The sequence below is a fragment of the Pseudomonas sp. NY15372 genome, assembly GCF_048068215.1.
Taxonomy (GTDB): Bacteria; Pseudomonadota; Gammaproteobacteria; order Pseudomonadales; family Pseudomonadaceae; genus Aquipseudomonas; species Aquipseudomonas guariconensis_A.
In genome coordinates, this window is record NZ_JBLUPY010000008.1 from 97,462 (window position 1) to 116,900 (window position 19,439).

General features: G+C 65.0%; 14 protein-coding genes. 9 read left to right on the forward strand and 5 right to left on the reverse strand.

Translation table 11 applies throughout. The annotated features are described in order from the left end of the window. Window positions 1-230 precede the first annotated feature (230 nt). From ACNFG0_RS08875 to nagZ, 3 genes are read left to right on the forward strand one after another with little or no spacing between them, the layout of a single operon-like run. Window positions 231-944: a TetR/AcrR family transcriptional regulator gene (locus ACNFG0_RS08875; protein ID WP_084858185.1), complete on the forward strand. Its 714-nt coding sequence runs from the start codon at window positions 231-233 to the stop codon at window positions 942-944. A 40-nt stretch (window positions 945-984) separates the two neighbouring features. After that, complete coding sequence (locus ACNFG0_RS08880) at window positions 985-1,509, forward strand: L,D-transpeptidase family protein (protein ID WP_416764481.1); 525 nt, start codon at window positions 985-987, stop codon at window positions 1,507-1,509. A gap of 23 nt (window positions 1,510-1,532) precedes the next feature. Further along, window positions 1,533-2,531 (forward strand): beta-N-acetylhexosaminidase, encoded by a 999-nt coding sequence (nagZ, locus tag ACNFG0_RS08885; RefSeq protein ID WP_416764547.1) that lies wholly within the window; start codon window positions 1,533-1,535, stop codon window positions 2,529-2,531. A gap of 124 nt (window positions 2,532-2,655) precedes the next feature. Here the strand turns inward: nagZ and ACNFG0_RS08890 are convergent, their stop codons facing one another. The 3 genes from ACNFG0_RS08890 to mfd are packed head-to-tail and all read right to left on the reverse strand — an operon-like array spanning window position 2,656 to window position 10,003. After that, window positions 2,656-5,922: an SNF2-related protein gene (locus ACNFG0_RS08890; protein WP_416764548.1), complete on the reverse strand. Its 3,267-nt coding sequence runs from the start codon at window positions 5,920-5,922 to the stop codon at window positions 2,656-2,658. Between the two features lie 49 nt (window positions 5,923-5,971). Further along, a complete protein-coding gene (locus ACNFG0_RS08895; protein WP_196145498.1) occupies window positions 5,972-6,544 on the reverse strand; it encodes a CsiV family protein in 573 nt (190 codons plus the stop codon). 9 nt (window positions 6,545-6,553) lie between these two features. After that, on the reverse strand, window positions 6,554-10,003 hold the full coding sequence (gene mfd / locus ACNFG0_RS08900) for a transcription-repair coupling factor (protein WP_416764482.1): 3,450 nt from the start codon (window positions 10,001-10,003) through the stop codon (window positions 6,554-6,556). A gap of 167 nt (window positions 10,004-10,170) precedes the next feature. Between mfd and ACNFG0_RS08905 the strand changes: the two genes are divergently transcribed. The 3 genes from ACNFG0_RS08905 (at window position 10,171) to sthA (ending at window position 14,346) form a co-directional block, all read left to right on the forward strand. Then, window positions 10,171-11,634 carry a glyceraldehyde-3-phosphate dehydrogenase gene (locus tag ACNFG0_RS08905; RefSeq protein ID WP_196145500.1) on the forward strand — a complete coding sequence of 488 codons (1,464 nt, stop codon included), beginning with the start codon at window positions 10,171-10,173 and terminating at the stop codon, window positions 11,632-11,634. Window positions 11,635-11,776: 142 nt separating this feature from the next. Then, a complete protein-coding gene (locus ACNFG0_RS08910; RefSeq protein ID WP_416764483.1) occupies window positions 11,777-12,748 on the forward strand; it encodes an FAD:protein FMN transferase in 972 nt (323 codons plus the stop codon). 203 nt (window positions 12,749-12,951) lie between these two features. Further along, window positions 12,952-14,346 carry a Si-specific NAD(P)(+) transhydrogenase gene (sthA, locus tag ACNFG0_RS08915; RefSeq protein ID WP_196145502.1) on the forward strand — a complete coding sequence of 465 codons (1,395 nt, stop codon included), beginning with the start codon at window positions 12,952-12,954 and terminating at the stop codon, window positions 14,344-14,346. Between the two features lie 42 nt (window positions 14,347-14,388). On the opposite strand, the gene ACNFG0_RS08920 is transcribed toward sthA, so the two are convergent. Further along, complete coding sequence (locus ACNFG0_RS08920; RefSeq protein WP_196145503.1) at window positions 14,389-15,111, reverse strand: glycerophosphodiester phosphodiesterase; 723 nt, start codon at window positions 15,109-15,111, stop codon at window positions 14,389-14,391. 30 nt (window positions 15,112-15,141) lie between these two features. Continuing rightward, window positions 15,142-15,726: a PilZ domain-containing protein gene (locus ACNFG0_RS08925; RefSeq protein ID WP_416764484.1), complete on the reverse strand. Its 585-nt coding sequence runs from the start codon at window positions 15,724-15,726 to the stop codon at window positions 15,142-15,144. Window positions 15,727-15,819: 93 nt separating this feature from the next. On the opposite strand from ACNFG0_RS08925, the gene ACNFG0_RS08930 reads away from it, so the two are divergent. The 3 genes from ACNFG0_RS08930 (at window position 15,820) to ACNFG0_RS08940 (ending at window position 19,067) form a co-directional block, all read left to right on the forward strand. Beyond that, a complete protein-coding gene (locus tag ACNFG0_RS08930; RefSeq protein ID WP_196145505.1) occupies window positions 15,820-17,070 on the forward strand; it encodes a lipoprotein-releasing ABC transporter permease subunit in 1,251 nt (416 codons plus the stop codon). A 7-nt stretch (window positions 17,071-17,077) separates the two neighbouring features. Beyond that, on the forward strand, window positions 17,078-17,761 hold the full coding sequence (gene lolD, locus ACNFG0_RS08935) for a lipoprotein-releasing ABC transporter ATP-binding protein LolD (RefSeq protein ID WP_172403038.1): 684 nt from the start codon (window positions 17,078-17,080) through the stop codon (window positions 17,759-17,761). 61 nt (window positions 17,762-17,822) lie between these two features. Then, window positions 17,823-19,067 carry a lipoprotein-releasing ABC transporter permease subunit gene (locus ACNFG0_RS08940; RefSeq protein WP_196145507.1) on the forward strand — a complete coding sequence of 415 codons (1,245 nt, stop codon included), beginning with the start codon at window positions 17,823-17,825 and terminating at the stop codon, window positions 19,065-19,067. Window positions 19,068-19,439 lie beyond the last annotated feature (372 nt).

The window sequence follows — 19,439 nt, forward strand, 5'->3', positions numbered from 1 at the left end:
ATTATATACAGTAGATGGCCAGCTGCAAGCCATAAGCTTCAAGAAAAAGCCGCAAGGGCAGTGAGCGCACCTTCGAAATCGCGTTCCATACTTTGCAACCGTGGACGTGACGTGTCGCTTGCAGCTTGCGGCTCGGCGCTTTTAAATGGCGACCCACCAGTCACCGAACCTTGACAACAGGCCTGCTTGAAACGTATGTTTCAAACAACTGTTTGTCAGGCGGAAAAGTCATGGCCCAATCCGAAACCGTTGAACGCATTCTCGACGCTGCCGAGCAGCTGTTCGCGGAAAGGGGGTTCGCGGAAACCTCGTTGCGGCTGATCACCAGCAAGGCTGGGGTCAACCTGGCGGCGGTGAACTACCATTTCGGCTCCAAGAAAGCCCTGATCCAGGCGGTCTTCTCGCGCTTCCTCGGTCCGTTCTGTGCAAGCCTGGAGCGTGAGCTGGACCGGCGCCAGGCTCGCCCCGAGCCTCGGCCGAGCCTTGAAGAACTCCTGGAAATGCTGGTGGAGCAGGCGCTGGCCGTGCAGCCGCGCAGCAACAACGACCTGTCTATCTTCATGCGCCTGCTGGGCCTGGCCTTCAGCCAGAGCCAGGGCCACCTGCGCCGCTACCTGGAAGACATGTACGGCAAGGTGTTCCGTCGCTACATGCTGCTGGTCAACGAAGCCGCTCCGCGTATTCCGCCGCTGGAGCTGTTCTGGCGGGTGCACTTCATGCTTGGCGCCGCGGCATTCAGCATGTCGGGCATCAAGGCCTTGCGTGCCATTGCCGAGACCGACTTCGGCGTCGATACCTCGATCGAACAGGTGATGCGCCTGATGGTGCCGTTCCTGGCCGCCGGCATGCGCGCCGACAGCGGTGTCACCGACGAAGCGATGGCTGCAGCGCAATTGCGCCCGCGCAGCAAGACCGGTTCCGCGCCGGCCTCGGCCAAGGCCTGAGCGCTGGGCGTGGAAGGGCGCTTGCGCTAAGCTAGCGCCCATGCCTGACCTCGATTTCCTGCACATTTCCCTCGCCGACCAGCGCCTCTATGGGTTCGCCCAGGGCGAGCTGCGTGTGCGCCTGGCAGTGTCGACGGCGCGCAATGGCGCGGGCGAACGCGCTGGCTCGGGGTGTACGCCCCGTGGCCTGCACCAAGTGCGCGCGAAGATCGGTGCCGGCTTGCCGCAAGGCGCCGTGCTGAGCAGCCGACGCTGGACCGGCGAGGTCTGGTCGCAAGCGCTGCACGCCCGTTTTCCCGGGCGAGACTGGATCCTTGGCCGCATCCTCTGGCTCAGCGGCTGCGAACCGGGGTTCAATCGTCTCGGCCAGGTCGACACTTTTCGCCGCTACATCTACGTGCATGGCACTCCGGACACTGAACCTATGGGTATACCGCTGTCCCATGGCTGCATACGCATGAGGAACAGCGACCTGGTGCCGCTGTTCGACCGTGTGCAGGAACATTGTCGGGTGCGGATCGACGAAGCCGCCTGCCCGCAATGGGATTTCCTGCCTCTTCACTGAAGGATTCAATTATGACCGCGAGCCTGCAAGGTTCCCTGATGGTGGATATCGCCGGTAAATGGCTGACCGCTGAAGACCGCCATCTATTGCGCCAGCCCGAGGTGGCTGGCCTGATCATTTTCGCTCGCAACATCGACAGCCCCCGCCAGGTGCGCGAGCTGTGCGCCTCCATCCGCGCCATCCGGCCCGACCTGATCCTGGCGGTCGATCAGGAGGGTGGCCGGGTCCAGCGCTTGCGTCAGGGCTTCGTGCGCCTGCCGGCCATGCGTGCGATCGCCGACAATGCCAACGCCGAGTACCTGGCCGAGCAGTGTGGGTGGCTGATGGCGACCGAAGTGCTGGCGGTTGGCCTGGACCTGAGCTTCGCGCCGGTACTGGACCTCGATCACCAGCGCAGCGCGGTGGTCGGTAGCCGTGCATTCGAAGGCGACCCGGCGCGGGCCACGCTGTTGGCCGGCGCCTTCATCCGTGGCATGAATGCGGCCGGTATGGGCGCCTGTGGCAAGCATTTCCCTGGCCATGGCTGGGCTGAAGCGGACTCTCATGTGGCCATTCCCACGGATGAGCGCAGCCTGGAGCAACTGCGCCAGGCCGACCTGGTGCCGTTCACACGCCTGAGTGGCCAATTGGCAGCTGTGATGCCGGCCCATGTGATCTATCCGCAGGTGGACAACCAGCCAGCCGGCTTCTCGCGGCGCTGGTTGCAGGACATTCTGCGCGGCGAGCTGGGCTTCCAGGGCGTTATCTTTAGTGATGACCTGTCCATGGCTGGTGCACATGTGGTGGGGGATGCGGCCAACCGTATCGAGGCCGCGCTGAGCGCCGGTTGCGACATGGGGCTGGTGTGCAACGACCGGGCCGCGGCGGAGCTGGCATTGAGCGCGGCGCAGCGCCTGAAGGTCAAGCCGTCGCCGCGGATCGCGGGGATGCGCGGGCGCGGCTTTGCGTGTACCGACTACCGCCAGCAGCCGCGCTGGCTGGAGGCATTGGGTGCCTTGAGAGAGGCGCAGTTGATCTATTGACCGGGGGACTGCGCTGGCTCATCGCGGGACAAGCCCGCTCCACAGTGACTGCGCCAGTCCAAGAGGGGTGCTGTACCTGTAGGAGCGGCCTTGTACCGCGATCGAGGACGAAGTCCTCGCTGGGTCAGCGGCGTTTACCCGGCAACGGCGCGAACAGCGCCTCGATCTCGTCATCGCCCAGGCGCCACTGCCCAGCCTGCCCGCCATCGAGCAGGCTGGCCGCCAGCGCGGCCTTTTCCTGCTGCAATTGTTGGATCTTCTCTTCCACCGTTCCCCGGGTGATCAGCTTGAACACGAATACCGGCTTGTCCTGCCCGATGCGATAGGCGCGGTCGGTGGCCTGGTTCTCGCTGGCCGGGTTCCACCAGGGGTCGTAGTGGATCACCGTGTCGGCGGCGGTCAGATTCAGGCCGGTGCCGCCGGCCTTGAGGCTGATCAGGAACACTTCGCTGTGACCATTCTGGAACTGCTGCACGGGCGTGCGGCGGTCGCGGGTGTCGCCGGTCAGCAGGCTGTAGCGGATCTTGCGCTTTTCCAGCTCGGCCTCGATCAGGGCCAGCATCGAGGTGAACTGGGAAAACAGCAGCACCCTTCGCCCTTCGCTGAGCAACTCCTCGAGCATCTCCATCAGGCTGCCCAGCTTGCCTTTGTCGGCCTGGTTGCCCTTGGCTTCCACGCCCTTGACCAGGCGCAGGTCGCAGCAGACCTGGCGCAGCTTGAGCAAGGCGTCGAGGATGACGATCTGGCTGCGCGCCGCGCCGTTGCGGGCGATCTCGTCGCGGACTTTCTTGTCCATCGCCACCCGTACCGTTTCGTAGGTGTCGCGCTGGGCATCGCTGAGCTCGACCCAGTGGACCATTTCGGTCTTGGCGGGCAGCTCGGTGGCCACCTGCTCCTTGGTGCGACGCAGTAGGAAGGGGCGGATGCGGCTGGCCAGGTGGGCCATGCGTTCGCTGTCGCCATGGCGTTCGATGGGCGTGCGGTAATCCTGATTGAAGCGCTTGAGGTCGCCCAGCCAGCCGGGCATCAGGAAGTGGAACAGCGACCACAGCTCGCCCAAGTTGTTTTCCATCGGCGTGCCGGTCAGGCACAGGCGCTGCCCGGCCTGCAGTTCGCACACCGCCTGGGCGGCCTTGCTGGTGCTGCTCTTGATGTTCTGCGCCTCATCCAGGATCAGCACGCTCCAAGGTACCGGGCGCAGGTGCTCGAGGTCTCGCGGCGCCAGGGCATAGGTGGTCAGCACCAGGTCGTAGTCACCCAATCTGTCGAAATGCTTGCTGCGGCCCGGGCCGTGCAGCGCCAGCACGCGCAGGCCGGGGGCGAAGCGCTGGGCTTCGTCGAGCCAGTTGGGTACGAGGCTGGTGGGCATCACCGCCAGGGCGGGGTGTCGCAGGTGGCCGTTTTCCTTTTCCAGCAACAGGTGAGCCAGGGTCTGTAGGGTCTTGCCCAGGCCCATGTCGTCGCCGAGGATGCCGCCCGTACCCATTTCGCGCAGTGCCTGCAGCCAGTTCAGGCCCTGTCGCTGGTAGGGGCGTAGGGCGGCGTTCAGCCCTTTGGGTGGCTCGACCTGCAGATCGCGGGCATCGCGCAGGCGTCGGCCCAGGTCACGCAGGTGTTCGCCGCCTTCCCAGAGCAACGGCAGGTGGTCGATATCGTTCAGGCGGGCGACGTCGGCGCGTTCCAGGCGCAGGGAAGGGCCGGCGGCCTGTTCGTGCAGGTACAGCTCGCCCAGGGTGCCCATCACCGCCTTGATGCGGCCATAGGGCAGGGCGACACGCAGGGCCGGGCTGTCATGGCGACCGCGGTTGAGGTCGATCAGCAGGTGTTCGTCGTCGCGGCGCCGGGCCAGCTCGCTGGGGCGCAGCAATTCGGGGCTGCTGCGCAGCAGTTGCAGCATGATCGGCAGCAGGCTGTGGCGCTGGCCATCGACCACGATTCCCAGCTCCAGGTCGAACCATTCATGGCCAGGCGTTTCGTCGATGGTGGCGTACCAATCGTCGATGTCCTGCAGGTCGAAGGCGAAATCCCGAGGGATGTCGATTTCCCAGCCGGCCTCGCGCAGGCGTGGCAGGCTTTCACGGGCGAACTGCAGCCAGGCTTCGTCGTCGGCAAGTTGAAACATCTCGCCGGCGCTGTCGGGCAGGGCCTTGCTCTGCCGGGTGGCAGGTTTGAAGCCCAGCCCGCGCAGGGTCTTGCGTATGGCTTGCTCGGCCTGGGGCTGGCGGTGGATGCGCTGGCTGGTCTCGCCCACGAGCCGGTTCAGGGGCTTTTCGTCGCTGCCGCTGGCCAGCAGGCCGTCGTAGTTGAAGGCCAGGGCGGCGCGGTGTTGGATCTGACGCTGCATGCGCCCGGTCTTGGGCATGTAGGCGCTGAATTCCAGGCTGCCGAGGGTCAGGTGCGGGCGTGGCTGGATGTGCTCGTGTTCTTCGCTGCGCACGGTGGTCGGCGTGGGGACCTGGCGGTTGAGGGCGTTGAGCCGATGGCTCAGCGGCACGACCAGATCCTCGGGTACCGTCGGGGCAAGGGCCAGCTGGCTGGCGATGAAAGGGTCCAGCTCGTGCCGCAGCCGGCCTGTTTGCCGGGCCTGGGTATCCACGTAGTACAGCGGGTCCAGCGGCAGCACCGGGAACAGGGCATGGCCTTCGTTATACCAGGCGCCACGGTAGCTGCCGTTGTCCTGGCGGACCCAGCGGAACTCCGCCGACTGTTCAGGGCCTTGGGCGAATGGCTCGGGCTGGTCCTCGAACAGCAGGCGACCGGTGGCCAGGGCATATTCGAGCAATTCCGCGCCTTTCTTGCCCTCCAATGGCGTCGAGGGTGAAACGATGGCCGTGTTCTGTGAACTGATCAGGCGCAGCAGGCGAGCATCTTCTTCGGTCACATAGCGTGGGGTGTAGTAGATCATCTCCGGCAGCGAAGTGATCTTGCCCAGCTTCAGTTTGCCGTCGCTTTGCAGCGTGCCCTTGAGGGCTTCCAGGCGGCACTGCATACGGTCGAGCCTGACCTGGTAGTAGATGGCCGGCCCCTTGCGCGAGGGCTTTGGCTCCGCCGGCTTGGCCGTGGGGGCTTCGAGTGCCTTGACCCACTGGCTCAGTTCGGGCGGGAGCGACGGCCCGCAACCGGGGCCCGTGGGGTCGTCGATACAGTCTTGCAGGTGAAACAGCGCTGCGGCGCAGTGCTTGCAGTTGGTCCCCACCGGGCAGGTGCAGCGCCCGAGTACATGCAGCTTCGCGCCGCTATGGGCCAGATGGATCTGCTGGCTGTAGCGCTGGCCTGCGGAGCCCGAGCAAACGGCCTCGATCGCCTGGTCACTGGCCGAAAGAATCTTGACCTTGCCCTGGAGGGCGTAGTCCAGGCCGCGGCCAAGCGCTCCGTCATTGAAGGCGGACATCCAGCCTGCATGGGCCAGGAGCAATTGCTGCACACCGCGCGCGCTCACCTCATTGCTCCATCATCTCCGGGTCGAGCACGGGCAGCTTGCGCATGCCGGCGGGGGCGACCTTCAGCAGCACGGCCAGGTGGCCGCCGTCGAGGAACGTCAGCTGGTTGGCCTTCATGTTGCTGTTGCTCTGCCTGAACTGCTCGCTGCGCAGCACGCTGCCATTGCCGTCGAGCTGGTTGACCCAGAAGTTGGCATCCACGGCGATGAAGCGGCCGTCGGCGATGCTCAGGTTGCCTTCGATAGGGAAGTGCCCGAACTGTTCGTCCCCGGCGCTCAGGGCGATGCGGCTTGGCGTGCTGCCGACCTGCTGTTGCCAGGCCTTGTGCAGCAGCACGGTGTAGTCGGCCGTCGCCTGCAGGCGGGTGGCTTCATCGTCCAGCGCCAGTGGCCGTTCGGCCGCCTTGTCCAGGCGTGGCGCGCCAGCGCTCCAGTCTTCGGGGGCGAACGGGCTGGTCACGGCGGGCACGGCATTCTGGCGCAGCAGGATCATTTCTACCTGATAGAGGCCTTCGGCGAAGGCGGCCGGCGCGAACAGCGTCAGCATCAAGGTCAGGCAACGGATGGCACGCATGGATCTTCCTTAGGCAGGCTGTGGGGTCAGGCGCTCGAACAGCGCCTCCAGGGTGTTGAAACGTTCGTCCGGGCGCTCCATCGGCACGAGGAAGCGGAACTGCGTGGCGCCCTCGAACTTGTAGCGCTTGGGCTGGCCCTGGATCAGCTTGATCAGGGTCAGCGGGTCGACGGGTGTCTGGGCTTCGAATTCGAGCTTGCCGCCGTTGGGGCCGGCATCGACTTTCTTGATACCGAGCTTTTCCGCGTGCAGCTTGAGCGACGTCAGGCGCATCAGGTTCTTGGTCGGCTCCGGCAGTAGGCCGAAACGGTCGATCATCTCGACCTGCAGGTCCTTGAGGCCTTCTTCGTCGGCGGCCGAGGCAATGCGCTTGTAGAGGATCAGGCGGGCATGCACGTCCGGCAGGTAGTCTTCCGGGATCAAGGCCGGCAGGCGCAGGTTGATCTCCGGGCCGCCGCCCAGCGGTTGCTCGAGGTTCGGCTGGGTGCCCTTGCGGATCGCCTTGACCGCGCGCTCGAGCATTTCCATGTACAGGGTGAAACCCACGGCCTGGATCTGCCCGCTCTGGCCTTCGCCGAGCAGCTCGCCGGCGCCACGGATCTCCAGGTCGTTGGTGGCCAGTACGAAGCCTGCGCCCAGGTCCTGGGTGTTGGCGATGGCCTCCAGGCGCTTCTCGGCATCGGCGCTGACCTTCTGCCGGGCTGGCGTGAGCAGGTAGGCGTAGGCCTGGTGGTGGCTGCGGCCCACCCGCCCGCGCAGCTGGTGCAGCTGGGCCAGGCCGAACTTGTCGGCGCGCTCGATGACGATGGTGTTGGCGCTGGGCACGTCGATACCGGTTTCGATGATGGTCGAGGCCACCAGCACGTTGAAGCGCTTGTGGTAGAAGTCGCTCATCACTTGTTCCAGCTCGCGCTCGCGCATCTGCCCATGGCCGATGCCGATGCGTGCCTCGGGCACCAACTCGGCGAGGTCGGCGGCGCATTTTTCGATGGTTTTCACATCGTTGTGCAGGTAATAGACCTGGCCGCCGCGCAGCAACTCACGCAACAGCGCTTCCTTGACCGTGCTCTTGTTCTGCTCCATGACGAAGGTGCGCACCGACAGGCGACGCGCCGGCGGCGTGGCGATGATCGACAGGTCGCGCATGCCCGCCACCGCCATGTTCAGCGTGCGCGGAATGGGCGTGGCGGTCAGGGTGAGGATGTCGACTTCGCTGCGCAGGGCCTTGAGCTGTTCCTTCTGGCGCACGCCAAAGCGGTGCTCTTCGTCGATGATGGCCAGGCCCAGGTCTTTGAAGCGCACATCGTCCTGCAGCAGCTTGTGGGTGCCGATGAGGATATCGATCTTGCCTTCGGCAAGGTCGGCGGCAGCGGCGGCCACTTCCTTGGCCGACTTGAAGCGGCTCATCACTTCCACGGTCACCGGCCAGTCGGCAAAGCGGTCGCGGAAGCTGTTGTAGTGCTGTTGGGCGAGCAGCGTGGTAGGCACCAAGACGGCCACCTGGCGGCCGCTGTGCACGGCGATGAAGGCCGCGCGCATGGCCACTTCGGTCTTGCCGAAGCCAACGTCGCCGCAGACCAGGCGGTCCATCGGCTTGGGCGCCAGCATATCGGCACGCACAGCTTCGATGGCCGCTTGTTGGTCGGGGGTTTCCTCGAACGGGAAGCCGGCGCTGAACGTGGCGTAGTCGGCCGCGGGGTCGACAAATGCATAGCCCTTGCGCGCCGCGCGGCGGGCATAGATGTCGAGCAGCTCGGCAGCCACGTCGCGTACCTGTTCGGCAGCCTTGCGCTTGGCCTTTTGCCAAGTCTCCGAGCCCAGTCGGTGCAGCGGGGCCAGGGCATCGTCGCTGCCGGTGTAGCGGGCGATCAGGTGCAAGTTGGCCACCGGCACATACAGCTTGGCGTTCTCGGCGTATTCCAGGGTGAGGAATTCGGCGGCCTGGCCGTCGATTTCCAGGGTGGCCAGGCCCAGGTAACGGCCTACGCCATGGTCGATGTGCACCACCGGCGCGCCTTCGCGCAGCTCGGTCAGGTTCTTGATCACCGCGTCGTTGGCGGTTTCCCCGCGCTTGTCGCGGCGCCGGCGCTGCATCACCCGCTGGCCGAACAGCGGGCTTTCGGCGATCAGGGCCAGGCCCGGGTCGTCCAGCAGCAGGCCCTCGTCGAGCGGGGCGATGGTGATTGCCAGGCGTTCGGCACCGGTAATGAAGTCGTGCCAGCCTTCGACGATTTGCGGGCGCAGTTTCAGCCGCTCGAGCAGCTCCAGCAGCACCTCACGGCGGCCGGCCGATTCGGCGGTGAACAGCACGCGGCCAGGGAACTGAGCGAGGAAATTGGAGAGTTCGGCCAGCGGCTGGTTGGCCTTGGCCTCGATGGCCAGGTTGGGCAGGGCGCGCGCCGGGAAGCGCGCGCGGCCCGCACCTGGGTCGAGGTCTTCGCTGCTGACCACCACCCGTGGCCACTGCTTGAGTCGGGCGAAGCAGTCCTCCACCGGCAGGAACAGCTCGGCCGGCGGCAGCAGCGGGCGGCTGAGGTCGCCGCGGCGGTCTTCATAACGCCCGCGCACGTCGTTCCAGAAATGCTCGGCGGCCTGCTCCACGCCGGGCAGCGAGAACACCTGGGTGTCGGCCGGCAAATAGTCGAACAGGGTCGACGTTTCTTCGAAGAACAGCGGCAGGTAGTACTCGATACCGGCGGGGATGATGCCGCTGGCAAGGTCCTGGAAGATCGCGCTGCGGCGGAAATCCACATCGAAGCGCTCGCGAAAGCGCGCCTTGAAGCGGGTCACTTCTTCCTTCTGCATCGGGAATTCGCGCGCCGGCAGCAGGCGCACCGAGTCGACCTTGTCGATCGAGCGCTGGGTCTCGGGGTCGAAGGTGCGCAGGGTCTCGATCTCGTCGTCGAACAGGTCGATCCGGTAGGGCAGCTTGCTGCCCATGGGGAACAGGTCGATCAACGCGCCGCGCACGGCGAACTCGCCATGCTCGTAGACCGTGTCGACGCAGCGGTAGCCGCTGGCCTCCAGACGCGTGCGCATCTGTTCCACGTCGATCGTCTGGCCGACATCCAGCACCAGGCTGCTGCCCAGCAGGAAGCGGGTCGGGGCCAGGCGGTGCAGGGCGGTGGTGATCGGCACCACGAGGATGCCGTGGTCCAGTTCCGGCAGCCGATAGAGGCTGGCGATGCGCTGGGAAATGATGTCCTGGTGCGGCGAGAACAGGTCGTAGGGCAGGGTCTCCCAGTCGGGGAACGGCAGCACCGGCAGGTCGGGCGCGAAGAAGCGCAGCTCCTGTTCCAGACGGTCGGCAGCCTGGCTGTCGGCGGTCAACAGCAGGGTGAAGCGGCCAGCGCTGCTGGCGGCTTCGGCGATGGCAAGGCTCAGGGCGGCCCCGGGCAGGTTGCCCCAGGTTTGTTTGCCGGCCGTGGCCGATAATTGCGGTAGGCGCAGAACTGACACGGGAGATTGGACTCCAAGCGTTGCGGCAAAGACGACAATTGTACCGGTGCCGGTGCGCGCTGTCAGGCTCGGAAGGGCGTGGCGACGGGCTCTGGCGGTGGCGACAGGCGCTCATTGCCCGATACGTCGAGGGGCGTCATAATGTAGCCCCTTTTTTCTCCCCCTACATGTGGAAGGTTCCCGTGACTCAGAAGCCCGACCAGTGTCTTGGTGAGTGGATCGATCGTGAAGCCCTGGCTGAAGCGATGATCCCGCTTATCGGTCAGCTCTACCGCAATAACAACGTGGTGAGCTCGATCTATGGCCGCAGCCTGATCAATCGTTCGGTTATCTCGATCCTCAAAGCCCACCGCTTTGCCCGTCACCGTCAAGCCGACGAAACCGAACTGTCCGTCCACGAGACATTCCCCCTGCTCAAGGCCATGAGCGAGCTGAAGCTGGGTGCCGCCTCGGTCGACCTGGGCAAGCTGGCCAACAAGTTCAAGCAGCAAGGCAACGGCCGCACTGTCGAGCAGTTCGTGCGCGAAGAGCTGGCCGATGTCGTCGGCCAGCAGAACGTTTCCCCACGCAAGGGCACCGACGTCGTCCTGTACGGCTTCGGCCGCATCGGCCGCCTGCTGGCGCGTATCCTGATCGAGAAGACCGGTGGTGGCGACGGCCTGCGCCTGCGCGCCATCGTCGTGCGCAAGGGCGCCGAGAACGACCTGACCAAGCGCGCCAGCCTGCTGCGTCGTGACTCGGTACACGGCCCGTTCGACGGCACCATCGTCATCGACGAGCAGAACAACACCATCACCGCTAACGGCAACCTGATCCAGGTCATCTACGCCAAGAACCCGAGCGAAGTCGACTACACCCAGTACGGCATCCACGATGCCCTGATCGTCGACAACACCGGTGTATGGCGTGACGCCGATGGCCTGGGCCAGCACCTGGCCTGCCCTGGCGCTTCCCGCGTGATCCTCACCGCACCTGGCAAGGGTGCGCTGAAGAACATCGTGCACGGCATCAACCACGGTGACATCACCGCCGACGACAAGATCGTCTCCGCCGCCTCCTGCACCACCAACGCCATCGTGCCGGTGCTCAAGGCCGTGAATGACCAGTACGGCATCGTCAACGGCCACGTCGAGACCGTTCACTCGTTCACCAACGACCAGAACCTGATCGACAACTTCCACAAGGGCAGCCGCCGTGGCCGCGCCGCGCCGCTGAACATGGTCATCACCGAGACCGGTGCCGCCACCGCTGCGGCCAAGGCGCTGCCGGTGCTCAAGGGCAAGCTGACCGGCAACGCCATCCGCGTGCCGACGCCGAACGTCTCGATGGCCATCCTGAACCTGAACCTGGAAAAGGCCACGACTCGCGACGAAATCAACGAGTACCTGCGCCAGACCGCGATGCACTCGGAACTGCACAAGCAGATCGACTACGTCAGCTCCCAGGAAGTGGTATCGACCGACTTCGTCGGCTCGCGCCACGCCGGTGTGGTCGACGCCGAGGCGACCATCTGCAACGACAACCGCGTTGTCCTGTACGTCTGGTACGACAACGAATTCGGTTACAGCTGCCAGGTGGTGCGCGTGATGGAAGACATGGCCGGTGTGAACCCGCCAGCGTTTCCACGCTGATCCGCTTGTAATGCGTTGAAGAAACGGGAACCTTCGGGTTCCCGTTTTTTTTGGCCGCGAAGCGCCGATCTGCGCGGTACCTGTAGGCGGCTGGACAATCGAGAGATCGAGTTTGCGCGTACTTCTATTACTGTTCATCCTGATGTCCCTTGGTGCCTGCGACCCAGCCCCGACGCTGGAGCGCCTGGGCGGCCCGACCATGGGCAGCAGCTACAGCATCCAGTATGTTCGCGACCCCGGCGGCCCGTCGCGAATGGAAGTGCTGGAAACCGTCGATGCGATCCTCGGCGACGTCGACGAGCATTACTCGACCTACCGCGGCGACTCCACCGTCAACCAGTTCAACCAGCTGCCGGCCAACCACTGCCTGGCGTTGCCGGCGGACATGCTGGCACTGGTGGGCTTCGGCCAGCACCTGGCCGAGCAGAGCCAGGGGGCCTTCGACCTTACCGTCGAGCCGCTGCTCGACCTCTGGGGCTTCGGCCCCCAGGCCCGGCGGGCACAGGTGCCCGACCCGTTGCAGCTGGCCCAGGCGCGCCAACGCGTGGGCTACCGGCACCTGCGCATCGAGGGCGGTGCCCTGTGCAAGGACGCCCCGGTGGAACTGGACTTCAACAGCATCGCTGCGGGCCACGCCGTGGACCTGATCGCCGAACGCCTGCAAGCGATGGGTGTCGGGCATTTTCTCGTCGAGGTCACCGGTGAGCTCAAGGCCGTGGGCAACAAGCCCGATGGCAGCCCGTGGCGGGTCGCCCTGGAATTGCCCCGCGAAGACCGCCAGGTCGCCCGCCAGGTGATCGCCGTGGATGGCCTGTCCGTGTCGACCTCGGGTGACTATCGCCACTATTTCGAGGACAATGGCCGGCGTTATTCGCACACCTTCGATGCCCGCCTGGGGCGCCCGGTCGAGCACGACCTGGCGGCAGTCACCGTGCTCGACGCCTCGGCGCTGCAGGCCGATGGCTACTCGACGCTGCTGTTGATCCTCGGCGCGGAGCAGGGCTGGGATTTCGCCACGGCCCACGGCATCGCCGCGGTATTGGTGACCCGGGCCGAGGGTGGCTTCGTCTCCCGTGCTACGCCTGCGTTCGAGCAGGCGTTGAAAGGCAGGTGAAAGCGCAAGCACGGATGATCGTCGCCAGGGAGCCGGTGAATGACATGTAGTGCGGTCAAAATTGGCCTACGACGCGACCAAGGGTTAATGTGCTCGGCGTTCACGCTTGATTAGACTGCACCCGAATTTTCTCATGACGCCCCGGCGGCATGATCGAGTCCCGCGGGTAACCGTAACCCCGGGCCAGTTCTGAAGGAGTACGCATGGCTGTCTACAACTACGACGTAGTGGTGCTGGGTTCCGGCCCGGCCGGTGAAGGCGCGGCAATGAACGCCGCCAAAGCGGGGCGCAAGGTGGCGATGGTCGACAGCCGTCGCCAGGTCGGCGGCAACTGCACCCACTTGGGCACCATCCCGTCCAAGGCACTGCGTCACTCGGTGCGGCAGATCATGCAGTTCAACACCAACCCGATGTTCCGTGCCATCGGCGAGCCGCGTTGGTTCTCCTTCCCCGATGTGCTCAAGAGCGCCGAGAAGGTGATCGCCAAGCAGGTGGCCTCGCGTACCGGCTACTATGCGCGCAACCGCGTCGATGTGTTCGTCGGCACCGGCAGCTTCGCCGACGAGCAGACCGTCGAAGTGGTCTGCTCCAATGGCGTGGTCGAGACCCTGGTGGCCAAGCACATCATCATCGCCACCGGTTCGCGCCCGTACCGCCCGGCCGACATCGATTTCCACCACCCGCGCGTCTATGACAGCGACACCATCCTCAGCCTGAGCCACACCCCGCGCAAGCTGATCGTCTACGGTGCGGGAGTGATCGGCTGCGAATACGCATCGATCTTCAGTGGCCTGGGTGTGCTGGTCGAACTGGTGGACAACCGTGGCCAGCTGCTGAGCTTCCTGGATTCGGAAATCTCCCAGGCGTTGAGCTACCACTTCAGCAACAACAACATCACCGTACGCCACAACGAGGAGTACGACCGGGTCGAAGGCCTGGACAACGGGGTGATCCTGCACCTGAAGTCGGGCAAGAAGATCAAGGCCGACGCCTTGCTGTGGTGCAACGGCCGTACCGGCAACACCGACAAGCTGGGCCTGGAGAACATCGGCATCAAGGTCAACAGCCGTGGCCAGATCGAAGTCGACCAGGCCTACCGCACCAGCGTACCGAACATCTATGGCGCCGGTGATGTGATCGGCTGGCCGAGCCTGGCCAGCGCCGCCCACGACCAGGGCCGTTCGGCCGCCGGCAGCATCGTCGACAATGGCAGCTGGCGCTTCGTCGATGACGTGCCGACCGGTATCTACACCATTCCGGAGATCAGCTCGATCGGCAAGAACGAGCAGGAGCTGACCCAGGCCAAGGTGCCGTACGAAGTGGGCAAGGCCTTCTTCAAGAGCATGGCCCGCGCGCAGATCGCCGGCGAGCCCCAGGGCATGCTGAAGATCCTGTTCCACCGCGAGACCCTGGAGATCCTCGGCGTGCACTGCTTCGGCTACCAGGCGTCGGAGATCGTCCATATCGGCCAGGCGATCATGAACCAGCCGGGTGAGCAGAACAACCTGAAGTACTTCGTCAACACCACCTTCAACTACCCGACCATGGCCGAAGCCTATCGGGTAGCGGCCTACGACGGCCTGAACCGGCTTTTTTGAGCGGCTCCGGCCGGTGGCCTGAGCCGGCCGGGGAGTCCGGATTCAGCCCTTCCCAAGGGTGGTCATGGCCAAACCGGGAAAGTCTGTAATCAGGCTGTCTACGCCAAAGTCGGCGAGCCGGCGCATCAGCGCCGGTTCGTTGACCGTCCACACCGATACGTGCAACCCCTGGCGCTGGGCCTTGAGCAGGCGCTCGGGGGTGCACAGTGTCCAGTTCAAGGCCAACATCTCGCAGCTGTAGTTCTGGGCGACCTTCAGCGGGTCGAGCCAGGCGTATTCGGCTACCAGCCCGCGGGACACGTCCGGCACCAGCTCCAGTGCGGCGCCGAGCACTTCGCGGGAGCTCGAGGTGATGGTCACCTTGTCGAGCAGGCCGTATTGCTGGGCCAGCTCGCGGATGGCCAATACGGTACTGGCGGCGCGGGTGCGCGAGGCACTCTTGACCTCCAGTTGCCAGTGCTCGAAGGCGCATTTTTCGAACAGTTCCTCCAGCCGCGGAACGGGGCAGGGCTGCACCCAGCCCGGGCCGCCCTTGCGCGCGTCATAGGTGACCAGCTCGGCGGCGGTGTGCTCGACCACCTTGCCACGCCGGCCGGTGGTGCGCTTGAGGCTGGGGTCGTGGATCACCATCAGCTCATTGTCGGCTGACAGGTGCAGGTCCAGCTCGCAGCGATTGACGCCGTGGGACAGGCACTGGCGGAAGCTGGTCAAGGTGTTTTCGGGCGCTTCGCCCTTGGCGCCGCGATGGCCATAGATCAGGGTCACGTTCGTTCCTTCAAATCAGAGTGAATAGGCTCAGGAGGCGGGGTCGTTCTGTTCCAGCGCCTGGCGCCGTTGTTGTTGCTGGCGCTGCAGGATGTAGCGGGCCAGCAGCTGGCGCTGGGCGTCGGTCATGTCGATGAATTCGGTGCCGACTTCGTAAAGGCCGTCCGGGCGCTGGTCGCAATGGGTCACCCGAGCGCGCAGCAGCAGGCCCAGGGCGCGAGGCATCAGCACCATCTTCACGGCCACCCGGGTATCGGTGGCGATCGGGGTTGCCTGGGCGAACTCGATGCCGCCTTCGGAAAGAATGACCGGCTGCGGCTGCCCGATTTCGCCCAGCAGGGCCTGGGCCATCACCGCGCTGAGCAGGTCGAGGCGTTTGTTCTGCACCCGCAGGAATGCCGCCAGGGTGCGGTCCTTTTCGCTCAGCTGGCGCATCAGGTGCTGGGATTCGAAGTCGGCAAGGTGCAGCTCGCTGAGCAGGTTGAACAGCGGTGAAGCATCTTGCAACAGGTCTGTTTCCAGGGCTTCGGCCGCGCCCAGGGGGCTGATTTCAAGTGCGATACTGTCTTCGATGCGGTAGTATTCGCGGCGATCTTCTTCGTCTAGTGTCGTCATGGCGAACCCATGGTTACGGCGGTGGTCCGAGTGTAAAGCCGCTGTAGGCGCCCTGCCACAAGGACGTTCCCTTTCATCCGAACAAGCCCCGACATGTTCAGACCTCTTTTCGTATTCATCGGTACGCGTTATACCCGTGCCAAGCGTCGCAATCACTTCGTCTCGTTCATTTCGCTGACTTCGATGATCGGCCTCGCCCTGGGCGTGGTGGTGATGATCGTGGTGTTGTCGGTCATGAACGGTTTCGACCACGAGATGCGTACCCGCGTGCTGGGCATGATCCCTCACGCCACCCTGGAAAGCGGCCAGCCGCTGGACGACTGGCCGGCCCTCGCCCAACAAGTAAAGCAGAATCCGCAAGTGCTTGCGGTGGCGCCTTTCACCCAGATGCAGGGGTTGCTGACCCACGACGGCAAGGTGCAGAAGGTGCTGCTCAATGGCATCGACCCTGCGCGCGAGCGCGAGGTGTCGATCATCGACAACTTCGTCCGCGACGGCAGCCTCGACAAGCTGGCGCCGGGCGAGTGGGGAATCATGATCGGCGACAAGGCCGCGGCCAAGCTGGGCGTGGGCATCGGCGACAAGCTGACCTTCGTCGCTCCGGAGGTCAGCGTGACCCCGGCTGGCATGTTCCCGCGCATGAAGCGCTTCACTGTGGTCGGCACCTTCCATGTCGGCGCGGGTGAGATCGACGGCTACCTGGGCCTGACCAACATCAACGACCTGTCGCGCCTGCACCGCTGGAAGGCCGACCAGGTCCAGGGCCTGCGCCTGAAGTTCGACGATCTGTTCCAAGCCCCGCGCGTGGCCTGGAACATCGCCCAGAACCTGGGCGAGCAGGAGTTCTATGCCCGCGACTGGACCCGCACCCATGGCAACCTGTACCAGGCGATCCGCATGGAGAAGGCCATGATCGGCTTGCTGTTGCTGCTGATCGTGGCGGTGGCGGCGTTCAACATCATTTCCACCCTGGTGATGGTGGTCAACGACAAGCGGGGCGACATCGCCATCCTGCGTACCCTGGGCGCCACACCGGCGCAGATCATGGCCATCTTCATGGTCCAGGGTACGGTGATTGGCGTGGTCGGCACCCTGATCGGCGCCCTGGTCGGGATCTTCGCGGCGCTCAATGTCAGTGCGGTGATCGCCGGCATCGAGAAGCTGATCGGGCACAAGTTCCTGAATGCCGATGTGTATTTCATCGATTACCTGCCGTCGCAGATCCAGGCCCAGGACGTGTACATGGTCTGTGGTGCGGCGCTGGTCCTGAGTTTCTTCGCCACCCTGTACCCGGCCTGGCGTGCGGCCCGCACCCAGCCTGCAGAGGCGCTACGTTATGAGTGAGTCGCGCATGAGTGATAAAGCCGTACTGAGTTGCCGTAACCTGGGCAAGTCCTACGAGGAAGGCCCGGAGTCGGTGCAGGTGCTGTCGGGCTTGAACCTGGAGCTGCACGCCGGTGAGCGGGTGGCCATCGTCGGCAGCTCCGGCTCTGGCAAGAGCACCTTGCTCAACCTGTTGGGCGGCCTCGACACGCCGACCCAGGGCAGTGTCTGGCTGGCCGGCGAAGAGCTGTCGGCCCTCGGCGAGCGTGCCCGTGGCCTGCTGCGCAACCGGGCCTTGGGCTTCGTGTACCAGTTCCACCACCTGCTGCCGGAGTTCACCGCCCTGGAGAACGCCTGCATGCCGCTGCTGATCGGTCGCACGCCCATCCCCGAAGCCCGCGAGCGTGCCGAGGCGTTGCTCAAGCGGGTGGGCCTGGGCCATCGCCTGAACCACAAGCCGGCCGAGCTTTCCGGCGGTGAGCGCCAGCGCGTGGCGATCGCCCGTGCCTTGGTCAATCGCCCGGGCCTGGTGATGCTCGACGAGCCCACCGGCAACCTTGACCACCACACCGCCCAGGGCATCCAGGAACTGATGCAGGAGTTGTCCAGCTCGTCCCAGACAGCGTTCCTGGTGGTGACCCACGACCTCAACCTGGCGCGCCAGATGGACCGGGTCCTGCGCCTGGAAGACGGCCACCTGGTGCCGATCTGAGCCGCTCGCACGCGGCGGCAGGAGCCGCTGCGTAACTCTTTTTCATTGGGTGTTCTCGTACATGTTCAGACCCTTGCCCTTGTTCATCGGTGCCCGCTACACCCGTGCCAAGCGCCGCAACCATTTCATCTCGTTCATCTCCATGACCTCGATGATCGGCCTGTCCCTGGGCGTGCTGGCGATGATCGTGGTGCTCTCGGTGATGAACGGTTTCCAGCGCGAAATGAGTTCGCGCATCCTCGGCCTGGTGCCCCACGCCAGCGTCCTGGGCGTGCAGCCGCTGGGCGACTGGCGCAAGGTCGCCGATGCCGCGCTGAAGAACCCGGCCGTGATGGCCGCCGCGCCGCTGACCGAAATGGAAGGCATGCTTTCCTATAAAGGCGCCATGCAGCCGATCCAGGTCAGCGGTATCGACCCGGCCGAGGAGGGCAAGGTTTCGATCGTCGGTCAGCATATCGTCCAGGGGCGGCTGCAGGACCTGGTGCCCGGCGAGTATGGCGTGGTCATCGGCGAGCTGACCGCTCGGCGCTTTCGCCTCAACACCGGCGACAAGCTGACCCTGATCGTCCCGGAGATCAGCAAGGCGCCGGGGGGTATTACGCCGCGTATGCAGCGCCTGACCGTGGTCGGCATTTTCAAGGTCGGAGCCGAGCTGGATGGCTCGCAAGCCTATATCCATGTGGCCGATGCCGGCCAGATGCAGCGCTGGGCGCCGGGCAGCGTGCAGGGCGTGCGCCTGAAACTGCACGACCTGTACGCCGCCCCGCAGGTGTCCAAGGTCATCGCTGCGGGCCTGGGCGAGGGCTACCGCGCCGATGACTGGTCGCACACCCAGGGCAGCCTGTTCAGCGCGATGAAGATGGAAAAGACCATGATCGGCCTGTTGCTGATGATGATCATCGCCGTGGCGGCCTTCAACATCATCGCCACCCTGGTGATGGTGGTGAACGACAAGGGCTCGGACATCGCTATCCTGCGCACCATTGGCGCTACGCCGGCGCAGATCATGGGTACCTTCATGGTCCAGGGCTCCTTGATCGGTATCGTCGGTACCCTGGTCGGCGGTGTGCTGGGTGTGGTCGCCGCGTTCAATGTCAGCCAGATCGTCGGCTGGCTGGAACGCATCAGCGGGCAGCATATCTTCACCTCCGATGTATATTTCATCAGCAGCTTGCCGTCCGAGCTGCAGTGGGGCGATGTGGCGATCATCTGCACGGCGGGGCTGGTGATGAGCTTCCTGGCGACGATCTACCCGGCGTATCGGGCGTCCCAGGTGGAGCCGGCGATGGCGTTGCGTTACGAGTGATGGTCCGGGGCCGCTGCGCGGCCCATCGCCGGCAAGCCGGCTCCCACAGGGGGTAAGCGCCTGCCATTGGTTCTTTGCGCGACAGCTCGGCCTGAAGGGCTGGGATGTCCCTCATGGAACTGCACATCATTCATTGAATTAGCAGGGCCCCTGTGGGAGCCGGCTTGCCGGCGATTTGGCGCAGCAGCCCTTATTCGGGTAGTTCGATGACGAACCGCGTCCAGCCGTCCGCGCACTCGGCGCGAATGGTTCCCGGCGTATCGGGCGTCCCAGGTGGAGCCGGCGATGTCCGGGGCCGCTGCGCGGCCCATCGCCGGCAAGCCGGCTCCCACAAAGGGGTAGCGCCTGCCATTGGTTCTTTGCGCGACAGCG